Here is a 17,547-nt window from a genome sequence, read left to right on the forward strand (position 1 = left end):
GAGTTGGCGGCCGGTTGAACGCGTTTCTCCTGCTTTTGACTTCAGACAAGGCCATGTCCCGTAACCAGCAGCTTTTCGATCGTGCCCAGCAGACTATCCCCGGCGGCGTCAACTCGCCCGTGCGCGCCTTCCGCTCGGTGGGCGGCACGCCGCGCTTCATCACGCGTGCCGAGGGTGCCTATATGTGGGACGCGGATGGCCAGCGCTATATCGACTACATCGGCTCCTGGGGCCCGATGATCGTCGGCCACACGCACCCGGACGTCGTACGCGCGGTGCAGCAGACCGCGGCCGAGGGCTTCTCCTTCGGCGCGCCCACCGAGGCCGAGATCGAGATGGCCGAGGAGATCTGCAAGCTGGTGCCCTCGATCGAGCAGGTGCGCCTGGTCTCCTCGGGCACCGAGGCCACCATGAGCGCGCTGCGGCTGGCGCGCGGCTTCACCGGCCGCGACCTGATCGTCAAGTTCGAGGGCTGCTACCACGGCCACGCCGACAGCCTGCTGGTCAAGGCCGGCTCGGGCCTGCTGACCTTCGCCGACACCACGAAGAATGCCCCCTCCTCGGCCGGCGTGCCGGCCGACGTGGCCAAGCACACCATGGTGCTGGAGTACAACAGCGTGGCGCAGCTCGAAGAGGCCTTCACCGCCCACGGCGACGAGATCGCCGCGGTCATCGTCGAGCCGGTGGCCGGCAATATGAACCTGGTGCGCGCCAGCGACGCCTTCCTGCAAGCCATGCGCGAACTGTGCACCAAGCATGGCGCGGTGCTGATCTTCGACGAGGTGATGACCGGCTTCCGCGTGGCGCTGGGCGGGGCCCAGGCCCACTACGGCATCACGCCCGACATGACCTGCCTGGGCAAAGTGATCGGCGGCGGCATGCCGGCAGCGGCCTTCGGCGGGCGGCGCGACATCATGGCCAGCCTGGCACCGCTGGGCGGCGTCTACCAGGCCGGCACGCTGTCGGGCAACCCCTTGGCGGTGGCCGCGGGCCTGACCACGCTCAAGCTGATCCAGGCACCGGGTTTCCACGACCGCCTGGCCGCGCAGACGCGCAAGCTGGCCGACGGCCTGTCCGAAGCCGCGCGCGCCGCCGGCGTGCCCTTTGCGGCCGATGCGATCGGCGGCATGTTCGGCATCTACTTCCGCGAGGGCGTGCCCGCCAGCTTCGCCGAGGTCACCGAGAGCGACACCGCCCGCTTCAACCGCTTCTTCCACGCCATGCTCGACAACGGCGTCTACCTGGCGCCGTCCGCCTTCGAGGCGGGCTTCGTCTCGTCCTGCCACGACGACGCGGTGCTGCAGGCCACGCTGGAGGCGGCGCGCAAGGCCTTCGCGGCCTGAGCGGCGGCCCCGCGCCGGCTGGCCGGCTAGCCGCCGGGCGGCGCGAGGCGTACCGCGTCGAGCACCGCGCTGGCCTCGGCCAGCCGGCCGGCCAGCGCGGGCGACGCCTGCGTCATCGGCGCGCGCAGCTCATCGCGCAATAGCCCCTGGTGCGCCAGCAAGGCCTTGAGCGGGCCGGGGTTGGTCTCGGCGAACAGCAGGTCCAGCATCGGCGAGAGCGCCTGGAACAGCCGGCGCGCCTCGCCCAGCCGGCCCGCCTCCACCGCCTGCCACAGTGCCACGAAGAGTTCCGGGCGGACATGGGCCGAGGCCAGGATGGCGCCGCGCCCGCCGATGCACAGCGTGCCCAGCACCTGCGCGTCCTCCCCGGCCAGCAGGGCCAGCCGGCCATCGGCGATCACCGCCTGCGTGGACTCCAGGCTGCCGCCGCAATCCTTGAGCGCGCGGATATTGCCGTGCGCGGCCAGCGCAAGCAGGGTCGCGGTCTCGATCTTGACGCCGGTGCGATAGGGAATGTCATAGAGCACCAGCGGCGCCGCCGCACGATCGGCCAGCGTGTGGAAGTAGTCGACAAGGCCCGCCTGCGAAGGGCGCACGTAATACGGCGGCGGCGTCAGCAGGCCCGCGAGCGGGCGCGTGTTCAGCCGCTCCAGCCGGGCCAGTACATTGCGTACATTGTTGCCGGCCAGGCCCATCATCACCGGCAGCGCGCCGGCCTCTTCCAGCACGGCATCGAGCACAGCGAGCTGCTCGGCCTCATCGAGCGCGGCCGCCTCGCCAGTGCTGCCGCACACCACCAGCCCGGCAATGCCGCTGCCGCGATAGTGCGCCACCAGCCGGCGCAGCGCCGCGTAGTCAACCTCGCCGTCGGCGAAAGGGGTGACCAAGGGCAACCAGATTCCTGAAAACACGTCTTGCATCGAACTCTCCGGATCGACCGATCGGAAAACCGTGCAGATGCGCGCGGACCAGGTGGACGGGCAGAGATGGGCCACAACGCCGCCCTGCCGTGCGTGCCGTTCCGTCGCTCATCTGACGGAACAGCGCGCCCCGGTCAGATGAGCGGCTGTTTTTTGGCTTTGGCGTGCGCGCGCGCCTGCGCCTGGCCGGAAGCGGCCTGGAAGGCGGTGGCGGAAGCAGCGGAGAAGCGGCGCACGGGAGGCAGGGAAATAAGCAGCGGAACAATCCGCGAAACAATCGCCGATGTCGGGCAACGACGATGAGAAAGGCGCCGCGCTGGCGGCGCCCGTGACGGCACAATCTACGCCCGAATGGCGCACCGCGTCAACCGCCCATGCCTGGCAAGCGGCACTCGCCGGTGCGCTAAACTGGAGATTCGATTCATTTTGGAGCCCTCGATGCGCGTTTCCCTGACTTCGCCCCAGTCCCTGATCCGCTGGCTGATGCTGGCCTTGATGGCCAGCATGCTGTCGGCATGCGGCTATAACGACTTCCAGGCCAAGGACGAGGCGGTCAAGGCGGCCTGGAGCGAGGTCATCAACCAGTACCAGCGCCGCGCCGACCTGATTCCCAACCTCGTCAACACCGTCAAGGGCTATGCCACGCACGAGCGCGAGACCCTGGAGGCAGTGACCAAGGCCCGCGCCGCTGCCACCAGCATCCAGGTCACCCCGGAGACACTGAACGACCCGGCGGCGTTCCAGCGCTTCCAGCAGGCCCAGGGCGAGCTCAGCAATGCGCTGTCGCGGCTGATGGCGGTGTCCGAGAACTACCCGCAGCTCAAGGCCGACGCCTCCTTCCGCGACCTGCAATCGCAGCTGGAGGGCACGGAGAACCGCATCACGGTGGCGCGCCAGCGCTACATCGCCGCGGTACAGGCCTACAACGTGCTCGCGCGCAGCTTCCCCACCAACCTGACGGCGATGGTCTTCAAGTACGAAGTGAAGCCCTCGTTCACCGTGGAGAACGAGAAGGCGATCTCGGCGCCGCCGACGGTCAAGTTCTGAGCATGAGGCTGACGACATGAGGCATTCCTGCGCGGCGCGCGGCTGGCCGCCGCGGGCCCTGGCGCTGCTGCTGGCCTGGCTGGCGGCGGCCCTGCTGCTGGCAACCGGCGCGCCCGCGCGCGCCGACGATGGCTTCGTCGCGGTGCCGCCGCTCACCCAGCGCGTGACCGACCTGACCGGCACGCTCAGCGCCGACCAGCGCAGCGCGCTGGAGAACGTGCTGGCGGAGTATGAACAGCAGCACGGCAGCCAGATCTTCGTGCTGATGGTGTCCACCACGGCGCCCGAGCCCATCGACGCCTACAGCATCCGCGTGGCCGACGCCTGGCGCGCCGGCCGCAAGGGCATCGACGACGGCGTGATCGTGCTGATCGCCAAGGACAACCCGCCCGGCCTGCGCAAGATGCGGCTGGAGGTCGGCCGCGGCGTGCAGGGCTCGCTGACCGATGCGATGTCCAAGCGCATCCTGCAGGACGTGATGGCGCCCCACTTCCGCCAGAACGACTTCTACGGCGGCCTGGCCGCCGGCGTGTCGGCCATCCAGGCGACCATTGACCAGGAAGGCCTGCCTGGTCCGCAGGCGAAGAAGCCCGCGGACCAGGGGGACTGGTCGACCTGGCTCGCCGTGTTGTTCCCGCTGGCCATCATCCTGTTCTTCTTCATCTCCGCCGCGCTGCGCCCGCGCGCGCCGGAAATCGTCACCGGCGGCCGGTATACCGACCGCGGCGCGGGCGGTCTTGGCGCCGGCGGGCTGGGCGGCCTCGGTGGGCTCGGCGGCATGGGCGGCTGGCGCGGCGGCGGCGGTTTCGGCGACTCCGATCGCGGCGGTGGCGGTGGCGGCGGATTCAGCGGCGGTGGCGGCGGCGGCTTCGATGGCGGCGGCGCCTCGGGCAACTGGTAGCGCAAGGCATCGGAGACGCGAGACATGCCCTATATCCAACGTGCCCTGCGCCACCTGCGCAGCCGCCCCGGCACCGCCCGGCGTTACTTTCCCGCGGCCGCCCAGCAGGCGCTGCAGGAAGCCGTGCGGGCCGGCGAACAGCGCCATCGCGGCGAGGTCCGCGTGGTGATCGAGGCCAGCATGCCGGTCGGCCACGCCTGGCGCGGCGTCAGCGACCGGACCCGCGCGCGCGCCCTGTTCGGCGCGCTCGAGGTCTGGAACACCGAGGAGCACACCGGTGTGCTGCTCTATATCAACCTGGCCGACCACGCCGTCGAACTGCTGGCCGACCGCGGCATCGATGCGCGCGTCGGCGCGCAGGCCTGGCATGGCGTCTGCGCGCGGCTGGTGCAAGGACTGGCGCGCGACCTCTCGGTCGGGCCCGTGCTGGAGGCGGTGGCGCAGATCCACGCGCTGCTGGAGGCGCACTTCCCGTCGGACGGGCGGCCGCGGCCGAATGCGCTGGATGATCGGCCGCTGGTGATGTAGGCACAGGAGGCGGCCGGCACCAGGGACTGGCCGGCACGCCACCTGCCCTGCCTACTCTGCAGGGACTGCCGCGCGCCGGCGGCCTCCCCAGGCATACCACACCGCGGCCGCCATCTGCAGCACCACCAGCCCGCCCCAGATCCACAGATGGGCGGCAGCGGGATAGCGCCCGCCGGCGGCCGGCCAGAAGTCCAGCACGTAGCCGATACCTACCTGGCAAGCGAAGGTCGCCAGGAACACCAGCAGCGTCAGCGCGGTAGTCGCACGCCCGATCAGCGACTCGGGGAAACTCCGCGCCAGCACCGCATAGGTCAGGATGCCGCTGGAGCCGAACACCCCATAGCCCGCCCACAGCCAGGCCGCCGGCAGCGGCACGCCCGCCATGATCATGAGCTGGACCACGACGAAGCCCGTCATGCCCAGGCCGGCAAACGCATACAGGCTGACGCCCATGCGTTCCAGGTGACGCGCCGCCCAGCCCGAACCGACGCATCCCGCCATCATGGCAAAGCCGATCACAGAGACCAGCCCGGCCGCGGCCGTCGGACTGGCGCCGGACACGTCGCGCAGAAAGGCACCCACCCAGAGCGTCTGCACGGCGAGGAAGATCCCCTGGTTCAGCAGCGTCAGCGGTGCCACTCTCCAGAACGCGGTGCTGCGCAGGATGTGGGCCGTGCCGCGCAGTTGCTCGGCTAGGCCCTGCCGATCCTGGCGCTTGACATGCGGCACGCCGAACCACAGCAGTACCGCCATCGCCAGCGACAGGCCGGCCAGCCCCAGGCTGACGCCGCGCCAGTCAGTGAGCGACAGCAGCCAGACCAGCGGCGAACCCACCACGACCGCGCCAAGGCCGCCGATCGCCATCACCACGCCGTTGAGCAGGGGCATGCGCGATAAGGGGAACCACAGCGCCAGGGCCTGGATAGCGGCGCCCAGGCAGACTGACACGCCAATGCCGATCAGCAGCCGCCCCGCGGCCAGGCCGGCCATGCCGCCGGCGAGCGAGAAGCCCAGCGCCCCGATGGCGGCGAACACCAGCATCGCAGCCTCGGTACGGCTCGGGCCGAAGCGGTCGAGCAGCAGCCCGGCCGGCAACTGGGCACAGGCGAAGCCAAGGAAATAGAAACTCGTCAGCAAACCCAGGTCCGCAGCCGACAGGCCGAGTTCGCGCGTCAGATGGGGCGCGAAGCCCAGGTTGACGCCACGGAAGATATAGGACACCAGGAAGCCCAGCGAAAACACCGCCAGCACGCGCCAGCGCAGCGGGGAGAGCGCCGCTGCATGGCCGGGCGCTGCGGGCCTGGATGCGCCAAGCGCGCCGGCAGCAGGAGGAAGGGAGGAGGAAGAAGTCGAGGTCGTCGTCATCCAGGCATTGTCGTCACCAAAGCGGTGCAAGGCCAACGAAAGATACCCGCCGCAATTGTGAGTAGAATTTGACGGCCATGGCCGTCCAACCCCTCCACCTGCCTCCCCTGCAAGCCCTGCGCGCACTCGAGGCGGCTGCGCGCCACCGCAGCTTCTCGCGCGCAGCCGAGGAGCTTTCGCTCACGCACAGTGCCATCAGCCACCATATCCGCGGCCTCGAGAACAAGCTTGGCACCAAGCTGTTCCAGCGCGACGGCAGCCTGATGATTCCCACCAGCGTGGCCGCACGGCTCGCCGAACGCGCGCGCGGCGCGCTCGACGAGCTGGAGGCCGCGCTGCGCGAAGCGGGCTCCAGGAGCGGCCCACCGGTAATCCGGCTGCAGATGAGCGTGATGGCCGACCTCGCCAATGCCTGGCTGATCCACCGCCTGCCCAGCCTGCACGAAGCCGCACCGGAGATCGACCTGCACCTGCGCCTGCATGCCGAGATCTCCCCGCCCGACCCCTACGGGGTGGATCTCGGCATCTGGCACCAGCGCGTCGACCTGCCCGGATTCGAATGCCGCAGCCTGGTGGAGGACCATGTGATCGCGGTCGCGAGCCCCAAGCTGCTGGAGCGCTACCCGGGATTCACGATTGCCGACCTGCCACGCCTGCCGATGCTGCGCTTCGCCCTGCGCCCCTGGCGCGACTGGCTCGAGCGTGCCGGCCTGCCGCCGGACGAGCCGGAGCGCGGCCCCATCTTCCAGGACGCCGGGATGATGCTGCAATCGGCGGTGGCCGGCCTGGGCGTGGCCACCGCGCGCGCCATGCTTGCGCATGACTACCTCGCCAGCGGCCAGCTGGTGCAGATCGGCGATACCCAGGTGCCGTCCAGCCTGCACTACTGGGTGGTCTGGCGCGAGGGCAATTCGCGCGAGAAACATATCCTTCAGCTCGTGCATTGGCTGCGCGGGCAGGTGGCAGCTTCGCAGCCGGCCTGAGAGCGGGCTGCATCCAGGCCACGCCCCTCGCCAACCGCTGGCGGCCGGTGCCAGGTTTCAGAAATGAAACACTTGCGGATGCGCCGGGCCGCCTCCCCCGAAGGGGCACTGAAACGATGAGGACTACATCATTTGGCTGAGGGCACGGCAGCGCATGCCCTGCCGAATTCAACCGCCAACGCCCCCCACTCCACCCTTTGTCGGTCAACGAGCGGCAGTGCCGAAAGCGATTCTCGCTTCGCCGCGTCGACAAGCGAACGGGCAGGCCGCCAGTGGGGACCGCACCATCGTCCGCCCGACTCCCCGCGTATCCGCTGACGGATCGTATGGCGTATCAGAAACAGAACGAACTGCAGCACACCGCACCCGCCTCGGATCGCCACGCCACCTGTCGCTTCGATCACCTGCCCGCCCGAGTGGAGCGCAGGACCGGGGTGGCTCCTGCGCGCCATCGGCGGATCGCTCACCCGATTGGGTCATGCGTGCCTGGCCGCGGGCAAGTGGCGCATGCAGATGCCGTGTATCAGGATTGAAACCATTTGGCGCGCCGCTTGCCCTGTGCCGAGGGGGCCAGCGCCAAAACATCAGGCCGCTCAATGACTTATGGCATGTGGCATGGAGGTCGCTAAAGGCTAGCCTGCGAACCGGCGGTGCCCAGAGCAGGGAAACATGCCAGCAGGCACCAGCTCCGCCCGTTCGCCTGAAGGGAGGCAGCGCCGGGCAGAACACCAGGACGTTTGGAAATGCCGGCCGGCATGTTCCAGATGGATCTGGGGTCACCCGGAAAGAGGGGCAGTGCGCGGGACCCGCGCAGGATAAATCGGGTCCGGGCAGGACAGTGCCGCTGCGGCGGTGCCGTCTTGCAACACGAGAAGACAAGTCGTTTGAAATTGACTTTCAGCAAGTGGGCGGCAGGTGCAGCAGCATACCGGCCGCTCGCGGGGTTAAGCCGGTGAGCCAGCCACGTGAGATGGCAACGCTCCCGGCGATTGCGACTGGAGCAGGTTCCAGTATGCAGGGGTGACGGGTTGGGGTCCGCTAGTGGCAAAGTCCGGGGAGCATCGTCGGCGCACACCGACGCCATAGTCCGGTTTCTGCGCGACTAGACGGTCCAGATTTCCAGCAAGCGGCCGGGCGCCCAAGCGCGCCTCGGGCAGCATGCGTCCAATACCTTCCTCCCGCAGCAGTAGCGCGTAATTGGTCGCCGCCAGTGGCGATCCAACAAGAAAAATTCGGGGGAAGTCATGACCGCGTACATCAATCGCCCTTTGCTCTATCTGTCGATGCATCACGATGCAACGCTGTGCCGATACCTGGCTCAGCAAGGCTGGAAGCTGATCTTCGCCTCGGGACGAAGGGATCTCGAGGCCCTGAACCTGGACACCCCTTGCTTAGCCGGCCTGCTGGACCTGCATTGCGGCTACAGCGACGCCGAGCTGGAAGAACTGGAGCCCTGGCTCGGCCTGCGCAACATCGGCTGGGTCGGCATGGTCAGCGACACCGACGCCTTGCCGGACCCGTTGCGCAAGCTGCTCGGTATCTACTTCATCGACTATTACACCGCGCCATGCGACAACGCGGAACTCGCCCGCTCCCTCGGCCACGCCGTCGGCATGGCCAAGCTGCGGCCTGGCGCCTCGCCAGCCTTGGCGCTTCCGGTCCATCCCGTCGGCATGATCGGCCAATGCCCGGCCATGCAATCCCTGTTCCGCGGCATCGAGAAGCTAGCGCGGTGGGATACACCGGTGCTGATCTCGGGCGAATCGGGCACCGGCAAGGAACTCGCCGCGCAAGCGATCCACCGCGCCTCGCATCGCGCCGAGCAGCCCTTTGTCGCCGTCAACTGCGCCGCCATCCCCCCCACCCTGCTGATGTCGGAGCTGTTCGGCTATGAGCGCGGCGCCTTCACCGGCGCTGCCAAGCGCAAGCTCGGGCGCATCGAGATGGCACAAGGCGGCACGCTGTTTCTCGATGAAATCGGCGATATGCCGCTGGAGAGCCAGACGAGCCTGCTGCGTTTCCTGGAAACCGGCTCCATCGAGCGGCTGGGCGGCACGGAATCGATCGCCGTCAATGTGCGCATTGTCTCCGCTACCCATGTGGATCTCGCAGCCGCCGTTGCCGCCGAACGCTTCCGCAGCGATCTCTATCACCGACTCTGTGTCTTGCGCGTCAAGCAGCCGGCGCTGCGCGAGCGCGGGAGCGACATCCTCCTGCTCGCGGAGCACATGCTGAACAACATCCGCAAGCACTCGCCCGAGCACATCAGGGGTTTCTCGCCGGCGGCACTGCGCGCGCTCACCCAGCACGACTGGCCAGGCAATGTACGGGAACTGATCAACCGCATCCGGCATGCTGCGGCCATGTGCGAAAACGGCGTCATCAAGCCCGGCGACCTTGACCTGCTGCCCCCGCCAGACGCCCCGCGCCCGCTGACCCTCGCCGAGGCAAGGGAAGCGGCAGAACTCGGCGCCATCAAGGAAGCGTTGCAGCGACATCATGAGCGCCTCATCGATGTGGCCGAAGAACTCGGCATTTCCCGCGTCACCCTGTTCAGGCTGATGCGTGAATACAAGCTGCAGATGCGAAAGGGGGAGCTTGGGATGGTCCGCCTGCAAGGCTAGCCTGATTGCGCTTGCGCCTAGGAGGACCGCCATGTCGCATGCAGAACGAGGCGTCATCGATCGCGCCAGCGACCGTGACCCGCCGCCCCATCGCCCCCCTTCCGCTACGGCCGGCTCTCGAGCGCGGGCATTTGCGCGCGCCTCGGCCACCGCGGATCAGGAACCTGCCGAACGTGCCAGGCCGCGGCGCACCATGATCGCCAAGCTGCTCCGCTTTGGCATCTCCGGCGTGGCCACTACCGGCGTCCACTTGGCATTGGCTACATTGCTGATCACTGCATTTTCGGCGTCCCCGGTACTGGCCAACAGCATCGCCTTTGTCTGCGCCACCGCCTGCTCCTATCTGCTCAATACGCTCTGGAGTTTCTCCGCGCGCCCGCACCACGAGAATTTCCTGCGCTATCTCTGCGTCTCGATCTTCGGGCTGATGCTGACGATTGCCATCTCATGGACGGCGCAAAGAACAGGCGCCAGCTACTGGACCGGGCTCTTTTACATTGTGCTGATCGTGACGCCGATCACCTTTCTCCTGCAACATTCGTGGACCTATCGTCAGAGTTTTCGAAAATAGGCAAGGCCGGCACAAAAGCGCATTCGACCGGAGCACGGCATGCCGATACACCCAAAGGGGATCCTTGGTCCAAGCCCCGGCGGCCGGCAGTTCTGAAATGAAAGGCATGTTTAAGGCATTCCAGGACACCAGATGACTTGCCCGCATCCCCAATCGCCAGCGTCCCCGAGCATGCTGATCTGAGCGAAACGGAGGTACTGATGTCTTGCACCAAAACGTCTTCGGCCAGGATTCCCACCCGCTTGCTCTGGTACGCCTTCTTCGCCTTGAGCGTAATTGCCATTGTCATGTTCTCCGGAACGAAGCTGCTCTCCGATCCGGACATGTATTGGCATATCGCCGCAGGCAAATGGATGATTCACCATCACCAGGTGCCGATGGCCGATCCATTTTCCTTCTCGTTGCGCGGAGCGAAATGGGTTCCGCATGAATGGCTGGCCGAAATCATACTTGCCGCAACATACGAATGGTTCAACTGGACTGGGGTAGTCCTGATTACCGTACTGGCCGTCACTATCACGCTCACAATCCTGCTGCGCTTCCTGACGCGCTACTTCGAGCCCTTGCACGCAGTCGCGGGATGTTCGCTCGCGTTTCTCACGATGGCGCCTCACCTTCTGGCTCGCCCGCATGTTTTGTCGTGGCCCTTGATGATGCTATGGGTCATTGGCCTGGTTAAGGCCCGCGAACGCGATGAAGTGCCGCATCTCGGGCTGCTCATCGTGATGCTGGTCTGGGCCAACCTCCATGCCAGCTTTCTCCTTGGTATCGCCCTGGCCATTGCATTTGGCGCGGAGGCAGTATTGTGCGCAGGAAATCGATGGCCCGTGGCCAGGTCGTGGGCAAAGTTCGTTGTACTTTCCCTGGCCGTCTCGTGCGTATCTCCGAATGGCATCGATAGCCTGCTCCTTGCCCACAAGATTTCAGGCATGAGCTATTCGCTCAGCATCATCGATGAATGGAAGTCACCTGACTTCCATTCTTTCCAGCCTATTGAACTCTGGCTTTTCCTTGTGTTCTTCGGCGCCCTCCGATTCGGCATCCGCGTGCCGGCAACCAGGATCGTGATCTTCTTCGGCCTGATCCACCTTGCCCTGGTTTCCGCGCGCAACGCAGAGCTTCTTGGCATGCTCAGCCCGGTCTTCCTGGCACCGTCCTGCGCCCCCCAATTTCGTGCTGCGATCCGGCCAGAGGTGAAACCTGTCTTCTCCAACCGCTTTTATGTGCTGCTTGCCGCCGGCTGCCCCCTGCTCCTGTCATTGAGCCTCCTCCTGCTGGCCCGCGGCTTCGATGGAAACCGTGGCGCTGCCGCACCGCAGGATGCCATACGGGCGGCGATATCGGCCGGCGCATCCGGCCCGGTATTCAATAGCTATAACTTTGGCGGCTATCTCATATTTTCCGGGATCTCCCCGTTCATTGATGGCCGAGCCGATCTCTATGGGGATGAATTCATGCGCATGTACGGCAAAGCGTATACGGGTGACACGGATGCGCTCACCAAGCTACTCCATGACTACAAGATCCGCTGGGCGATCCTGGAACCGTCAAGCCCCGCCAGCATCACCCTCAACCGTTCACCCGACTGGCGGAAAGTCTATAGCGACCACGTAGCCGCCTTGTATGTCGTCAATAGATGACCCATCCCCACACGCCGGTTCATTTCCCGGAGCAATCCAATGTCCCCCAATGCCTACTACGAAATGGCGGAAACCGAACTGGTGCACTGGTGGTTTCGTGGACGCCGCGATATCGTTTGCGCCACCATTTCCAGCCTGGGATTGCCAGCCAACGCGTCGATACTGGAGATCGGGGCAGGCACAGGCGGCAACCTGGACATGCTGGCCCGCTTCGGCAAGGTGAGCGCGATCGAAATGGACATGACTGCGCGACGCATGGCGCATACCAAGACAGGGGGTCGCTATGATATTCGGGCAGGCCATTGCCCCGATCACATGCCCCTCTTCGCGGACACATTCGACCTCATTTGTTTTCTCGATTGCCTGGAACACATAGCAGACGATGTAGGAGCGCTCGCCGCGGCAAGAAGGCTATTGCAGCCGAATGGCCGCATTCTTGTCACGGTGCCGGCCTATCAGTGGCTCTGGAGCCGGCATGATGAGTCCCTTCATCATCACCGCCGCTACAGCCGCGCCACATTGCAGTCAGTGATAGCAGGCGCCGGCAATCTGGCGATTGAGCGGATGACCTACTTCAATACCATCTTGTTCCCGCTGGCCGTTGTGGCACGACTCAAGGATAAGCTGTCTGGAAGCGAGGTCGTGACTGGAACGTCCGTCCCGGCGGCACCTTTCAATGCCGCGCTCCACTGGCTGTTCAGCGCCGAACGGCACTGGCTTGCGAATGCACCCTTGCCGTTTGGCGTCTCCCTCCTCGCAATCCTGCGCGCCCATTGACGCGCCCATTGATTTTCCGAGTAGCGGCACCGGCAGACAGAGGGGGCGACCTGGCAGGCAGCCTGAGTCGTTCCCAGGTAGCGCCGCATGGGACTTCAGCCCCACCCTGATCGGGTCCGGAGATACGTGATGTCCCATGGGGAGACCCGCTTCGGCGCAGTCGGCGCGAAGCGGCACGCCAGCAGGCATTCTGCGACCGGCAGCTTGTGCCCAGCGTCCGTCGTGACGCGATGCCGGCGTCCATATGCAGGCGCCTGATCCCGGCCTGATGCGCGATGACGCCATCTGTCCGGTCTTCACCGGCTCGCCCCGACACCATCGGGTCTGCCGGCCTCTGCGGCCGGGAGCCCGACCTCGTCACGCCAACTCAAGTACGTTGGCGCGACGCGCATGTGAAGGCGCGGGCGTTCAGCCAGACAATGCCTTGATCCTGCCCTGCGACGCCAGCGTTCAACGCTTGGTCTTGTAGATGCGTGGCACGCTGGCCAACTCGATAATCCGCCCCCCGCTGGCCACCCGCTTTGCCTTCTGCTTTTCCTGATAGCGGCGCTTGACGAGATAAATCGGTCGCCCCTTCGACTCATCGTAGATACGACCCACATATTCGCCAACAATACCAAGCCCGATCAGTTGAAGCCCGCCAAAGAACAGCAGGACAGACAAGAGCGAGGCATAGCCCGGCACTTGAACACCGAGAATCAGCGTTCGCATGATGATAAAGACGCCGTACCAGAATGCTACAAGTGCGATCAGCATGCCGATATACGTCCAGCTCCGCAGTGGCAGCGTACTGAAGCTGGTTATCCCTTCAAGCGCAAAGTTCCACAAACGCCATCCGGAGAACTTGGACTGCCCTGCGCTGCGCGGTTCACGCTCATACGGCACGATGACGGTGCTGAAGCCCACCCATGCAAACAGTCCCTTCATGAATCGATGCCGCTCCGGCAACTGCTTGAGCGCGTTGACCACGGCCCGGTCCATCAGCCTGAAGTCTCCAACATTTTCCGGCAGTTTCACGTCTGACAGGCGGTTGTGAACCCGGTAGTAGGCGGCAGCCGTGAGGCGCTTCAATAACGAGTCGCAGGCACGACTGGCGCGTTGCGCGAGAACAACCTCGGCTCCATTGCGCCAATGCGCCACCATTGCCGGAATCAACTCGGGAGGATCCTGCAAGTCCGCATCGATTGGAATCACGGCATCGCCGAAGGCCTCATCGATACCTGCCGTCAGCGCCGCTTCCTTGCCGAAGTTTCGCGTCAGGTCGATCACCCTCACGCGCTCGTCGAAGCGCGACATCTCGACCAGCTGCTCCAACGTGTCGTCCTTGCTGCCATCGTTGACGCAAACGATCTCGAAGCGCGCGAAGTCAATGGATTCCAGAATCGGCACGACACGCTCAAAGAAGATGCGCAGCACATTGGCTTCGTTGTAGAACGGTACGACCAGGGAAATCAGCTGTGTTTTTTCGTAGTCTGACATCATGCCCCCTTCGTGGAGCCGTCGTGTAATGGGCCCGCTATGCGCCGGTAATTCGCTCGAGATGAATACGGCGCGCGATATGCAGGAGCGCAAGCAGCAAGATGATCGGCATCAACTGGAAGTTGATCCACTTGATCAGAAGCAATCCACTCAACGGCAGTAGCCAGAGCAAGACCAGCAACTCACGCTCCCCGGACAGCCAGCCCTTTCTCCACCCGTGCGTGGCAAGCCAGGCGATCACGAATCCGAGGAACGCCAGATCGTAGTCGTACAGGTAAGCGCTCACCAGCAGGGTTGCCGTGAGCAAGGCGGCCGCCTGCAGCGCGAAGCTGCACGTGCGCCTCCACGCGTGGACAACCAGCACCACGGCACTCATGCCCACGGCCGCATGCAGTGCATAGGCCAACGCTGGCTCGCCGTGCATCATCCGCACCATGGCGAATATCGTGGGCATGCGGTGCAGGAGGGCGGTGCCCGATTCCACCGCGAGTCGGGCCAGTTCCGCGTTGCGCAGGAATGCCGCAAACGCTTCAGGGCCAAAAGCCCCAAGAGCAAGTACAGCCAGCGCCAGCGACGTGAGCGTCATCGCGGCCAATGCCTTCCAGTATTTCCCGCATGCGAGCGCCACAGGAAACAGCAACGCCAGATGCGGCTTGACTGTCAGCATTCCCAGCAGCATTCCCGCCATCACTGGTCGATTTCGCAGCAGTGTCAGCGCCAGCCCCGCGCAGGCAGCCAGCAGCAGGGCGCTCTGGCCCGTTGCCAGTACTACCGCAATGCCGGAGAACCCCACGCATGGCAGCCAAGCTTCCCGCCATGGGACGATCCGGCTGAGCGCCCACAAATAGGAGGCGGTGCTGACGCCGAGGAAAACCGGCAACGCGAGCCCGTACGGCAGCAAGCCGAGCGGCAGCAAAAACAGCAGGAAGGTGGGCGGATACAGCCAGGGCAGGATGAACTGGCTGGCGGCAATCGCGGGAACGGTTGCCGACTCAAGATCGCGCAGCGTCGCGATATCGTAGATTCCAAGCGTATTGCCCTGCAGGCCGATCCGGGCGGCGCTCCAGAACACCACAAAGTCACCGCCAGGCGGAACGTCCACTGTCTTGAACACGTAGGCGCGCATGCTCCAGATCATGAAGTAGACGGCATAGGATGCAAGCGCGGCCATCGAGTACAAGCGCAGGCGCTCCCGGCCAAGCCAGTGGCGGCTGGTTGCAGCGGACACACGCCCATGATCGGCGGATTCAGCATGGAACATGATCCGCCCTCATGCCCGGCCAGCCACACGCCGCAGGATGAGCAGCAGCATGGCGAGAAGAATCAATGGCCCGAATTGCGGCAACTTGAGCACGGGATTGGCGTGCTCGAACAGGGGCAGAAGCCAGGCGAGCACGAGCAGGACGCGCTCGCCGCTCGACAGTCCTCGCCGGATGCCGTCAGCAGCGATTCCCGCAATCGCGATCGCAAGCCATGTCAGCTCGTAATCGCGGAGATAAGGTGTCGCCAGCATGGTGGCAATCATCAGTGTCCCGACTCGCAGTCCGGGATCCGCCGAGCGCTTCCACACATAGACCATTGCGCCGATACCCACCGCTGCCACCAGTCCGTACACAACGTAGGCGAAGGTGACACCGCCTCCTGCCAGTCTCACGGCGGCAAGCGGGGTCGACATGCTATACCATCCGACGGGGTCATCCTCGATGCAATGAACCCGAACCCATTGCATATTCCGAAGGAATGCCGGGACTGTTTCCCAGCCACAGACCGCCACGCTGATGCCTGCGAACAGAATCGAGGTCAGCGCCGCGCTCGCCAAGGCTTTCCACGCACGCGCAACAAGGAACACGACGGGAAACAGCAGGGCGAATTGCGGCTTGATCGCAAGCAGGCCGACAAACACGCCTGCGAGAACCGGTCGCCTTTCGATCCAATACGCGGCCGATGCGGCCAATCCCGCCGTCAGAAGCGAGTTCTGTCCCATGATGGCGGCAATGATCGTTGCCGGCGATGCCAGCACCGGCAACCAGATGCCATGGCGCCAGACACTCCCGGTCTCCAGCAGCCGGGCGACCGCCCTGAGGTATCCATAGCCTGTCGCCAACATGAACAACAGATAGCTCAGCGCCAGCGGCAACAAGGAAAACGGCATCACCATCAGCAGGAACGTTGGCGGGTAGAGCCAAGGCAGGATGTCGGTGTTCCCCCTTGCCATCGTTCCATGCTCGGCGATCACTGCGGCAAGACGGCTTGCGTCATAGGCTGCCAATGGGCCTTGACCAAGGGCGAGATATGACGCGCCCCAGAAAACCGAGAAATCCACACCTGGCCGGGATACCGACGCATCCGTGAAGCCCTTGCTAGTCCATCCCCAGGTGACGAGCAGAATCGCAAAGAGAACCAGGACCAGCGCACTGTACACGCGGACCCTATCGAGGTCGATCCAGTGGCGGCCCGCTCCCGCTTGCGCTGGTTCCACGCACTCGGTCGTCAGGCGCAATGAATCCTGGTTCATGCCATCTCCTCGCCTCGTTCCTGGGTTCGCCACGATCTGTCGCACGCAGACTCTGCCGGGCCGGTCCAATCGATCTGGGCATCTGCATGGACACTGCGAAATGCGCAATATCCCTGCCATGTGCAAGCCTTGCCTCAGTCTTGTCTGCAAGCAGGGATAAGGCAAGCCACGGCCCGGCCACGCTGCCATCGCCGGCACCGGGCGAACTACCGCTGACACCCCAACGTTTCAATTCTGAAGCGTGCGGCATCCTCGCCGGATGTCGCATCCCACATGGCTTTCCCGCCGTCCACAATGAAATGCATGCGATTCGCCCGCGACCGACGTTTCCATCTGGAAACATGGCCTTCGCGGACGCGGGCCTCGCCCATTCGGCCACCGATCGGAGCCAAGCGCCAATCCGGTGGCCGATTTCCATCCGGTACTGAACCTAATGCACTAGCACGGATTAGTCCTTTTGAATGAGGTGCGGCCAGCGCCCTCTCATTCGTATGTAGCGTCACCCGAAATGCCCCTCGCAAGCACGCGTTTCCAAGCGGAAACGACGCCCGGAAGGAAGCCCTCAATGCAGACCGCGCCGTGCCCGACAGCAGCTGCCCGGCTCCCCGGAAACGCTTGCCAGGCCTCCAAAGGCATGGAGGTGGCCCGGCTTTTGCCTATGCCAGGACACGTGACCGCCGCCCTCGTGCAAGACGGACAGCAGCAAGGCCCGGCGGAAGTGGCAAAGCTGGATGACATCGCCACCCCAACACGGGTTGTACAAGGAACCAGAGCCCATGTCTGACCAAGCAAAGTGCGCATTGCCCGCCCGAAACCAGACACACCGCATCACTGCCAAGTGCGCCTGGCGCACG

Annotated in this window: 14 protein-coding genes; 9 read left to right on the forward strand and 5 right to left on the reverse strand. The window is 65.1% G+C overall.

Going from position 1 to position 17,547, the window contains the following annotated elements:
- Positions 1–53 precede the first annotated feature (53 nt).
- Complete coding sequence (hemL, locus tag AC1Z3O_RS13905) at positions 54–1,343, forward strand: glutamate-1-semialdehyde 2,1-aminomutase (RefSeq protein WP_483516296.1); 1,290 nt, start codon at positions 54–56, stop codon at positions 1,341–1,343.
- A 26-nt stretch (positions 1,344–1,369) separates the two neighbouring features.
- Here the strand turns inward: hemL and dapA are convergent, their stop codons facing one another.
- Positions 1,370–2,263 (reverse strand): 4-hydroxy-tetrahydrodipicolinate synthase, encoded by an 894-nt coding sequence (dapA, locus tag AC1Z3O_RS13910; protein ID WP_483516297.1) that lies wholly within the window; start codon positions 2,261–2,263, stop codon positions 1,370–1,372.
- A 438-nt stretch (positions 2,264–2,701) separates the two neighbouring features.
- On the opposite strand from dapA, the gene AC1Z3O_RS13915 reads away from it, so the two are divergent.
- Genes AC1Z3O_RS13915 through AC1Z3O_RS13925 form a run of 3 tightly spaced genes read left to right on the forward strand, consistent with a single transcriptional unit; the run spans position 2,702 to position 4,739 of the window.
- The gene (locus AC1Z3O_RS13915; protein WP_483516298.1) at positions 2,702–3,310 is read left to right on the forward strand and encodes a LemA family protein; all 609 of its coding nucleotides are present in this window, start codon (positions 2,702–2,704) and stop codon (positions 3,308–3,310) included.
- 16 nt (positions 3,311–3,326) lie between these two features.
- The gene (locus AC1Z3O_RS13920; RefSeq protein WP_483516299.1) at positions 3,327–4,211 is read left to right on the forward strand and encodes a TPM domain-containing protein; all 885 of its coding nucleotides are present in this window, start codon (positions 3,327–3,329) and stop codon (positions 4,209–4,211) included.
- Between the two features lie 24 nt (positions 4,212–4,235).
- The gene (locus tag AC1Z3O_RS13925; protein ID WP_483516300.1) at positions 4,236–4,739 is read left to right on the forward strand and encodes a TPM domain-containing protein; all 504 of its coding nucleotides are present in this window, start codon (positions 4,236–4,238) and stop codon (positions 4,737–4,739) included.
- A 51-nt stretch (positions 4,740–4,790) separates the two neighbouring features.
- Here the strand turns inward: AC1Z3O_RS13925 and AC1Z3O_RS13930 are convergent, their stop codons facing one another.
- The gene (locus tag AC1Z3O_RS13930) at positions 4,791–6,104 is read right to left on the reverse strand and encodes an MFS transporter (RefSeq protein WP_483516301.1); all 1,314 of its coding nucleotides are present in this window, start codon (positions 6,102–6,104) and stop codon (positions 4,791–4,793) included.
- 77 nt (positions 6,105–6,181) lie between these two features.
- Here AC1Z3O_RS13930 and AC1Z3O_RS13935 point away from each other — a divergent pair, with 77 nt between their 5' ends.
- From AC1Z3O_RS13935 to AC1Z3O_RS13955, 5 genes are all read left to right on the forward strand, one after another.
- Positions 6,182–7,087 (forward strand): LysR substrate-binding domain-containing protein, encoded by a 906-nt coding sequence (locus tag AC1Z3O_RS13935; RefSeq protein ID WP_483516302.1) that lies wholly within the window; start codon positions 6,182–6,184, stop codon positions 7,085–7,087.
- 1,244 nt (positions 7,088–8,331) lie between these two features.
- Complete coding sequence (locus AC1Z3O_RS13940) at positions 8,332–9,711, forward strand: sigma-54 dependent transcriptional regulator (RefSeq protein ID WP_483516303.1); 1,380 nt, start codon at positions 8,332–8,334, stop codon at positions 9,709–9,711.
- A 193-nt stretch (positions 9,712–9,904) separates the two neighbouring features.
- Positions 9,905–10,282: a GtrA family protein gene (locus AC1Z3O_RS13945; RefSeq protein WP_483517601.1), complete on the forward strand. Its 378-nt coding sequence runs from the start codon at positions 9,905–9,907 to the stop codon at positions 10,280–10,282.
- A 200-nt stretch (positions 10,283–10,482) separates the two neighbouring features.
- Positions 10,483–11,922 carry a hypothetical protein gene (locus tag AC1Z3O_RS13950; RefSeq protein WP_483516304.1) on the forward strand — a complete coding sequence of 480 codons (1,440 nt, stop codon included), beginning with the start codon at positions 10,483–10,485 and terminating at the stop codon, positions 11,920–11,922.
- A 39-nt stretch (positions 11,923–11,961) separates the two neighbouring features.
- Positions 11,962–12,699, forward strand: coding sequence for a class I SAM-dependent methyltransferase (locus AC1Z3O_RS13955; RefSeq protein ID WP_483516305.1), 738 nt, complete (start codon positions 11,962–11,964; stop codon positions 12,697–12,699).
- Positions 12,700–13,149: 450 nt separating this feature from the next.
- Here AC1Z3O_RS13955 and AC1Z3O_RS13960 read toward each other — a convergent pair whose 3' ends face one another.
- The 3 genes from AC1Z3O_RS13960 to AC1Z3O_RS13970 are packed head-to-tail and all read right to left on the reverse strand — an operon-like array spanning position 13,150 to position 16,693.
- Positions 13,150–14,178, reverse strand: a complete 1,029-nt coding sequence (locus tag AC1Z3O_RS13960; RefSeq protein ID WP_483517602.1) for a glycosyltransferase family 2 protein — start codon at positions 14,176–14,178, stop codon at positions 13,150–13,152.
- A gap of 37 nt (positions 14,179–14,215) precedes the next feature.
- On the reverse strand, positions 14,216–15,439 hold the full coding sequence (locus tag AC1Z3O_RS13965) for a glycosyltransferase family 87 protein (protein WP_483516306.1): 1,224 nt from the start codon (positions 15,437–15,439) through the stop codon (positions 14,216–14,218).
- A 9-nt stretch (positions 15,440–15,448) separates the two neighbouring features.
- On the reverse strand, positions 15,449–16,693 hold the full coding sequence (locus AC1Z3O_RS13970) for a glycosyltransferase family 87 protein (protein WP_483516307.1): 1,245 nt from the start codon (positions 16,691–16,693) through the stop codon (positions 15,449–15,451).
- Between the last annotated feature and the right edge of the window lie 854 nt (positions 16,694–17,547).

The organism is Cupriavidus sp. 09_S30, from assembly GCF_056930435.1.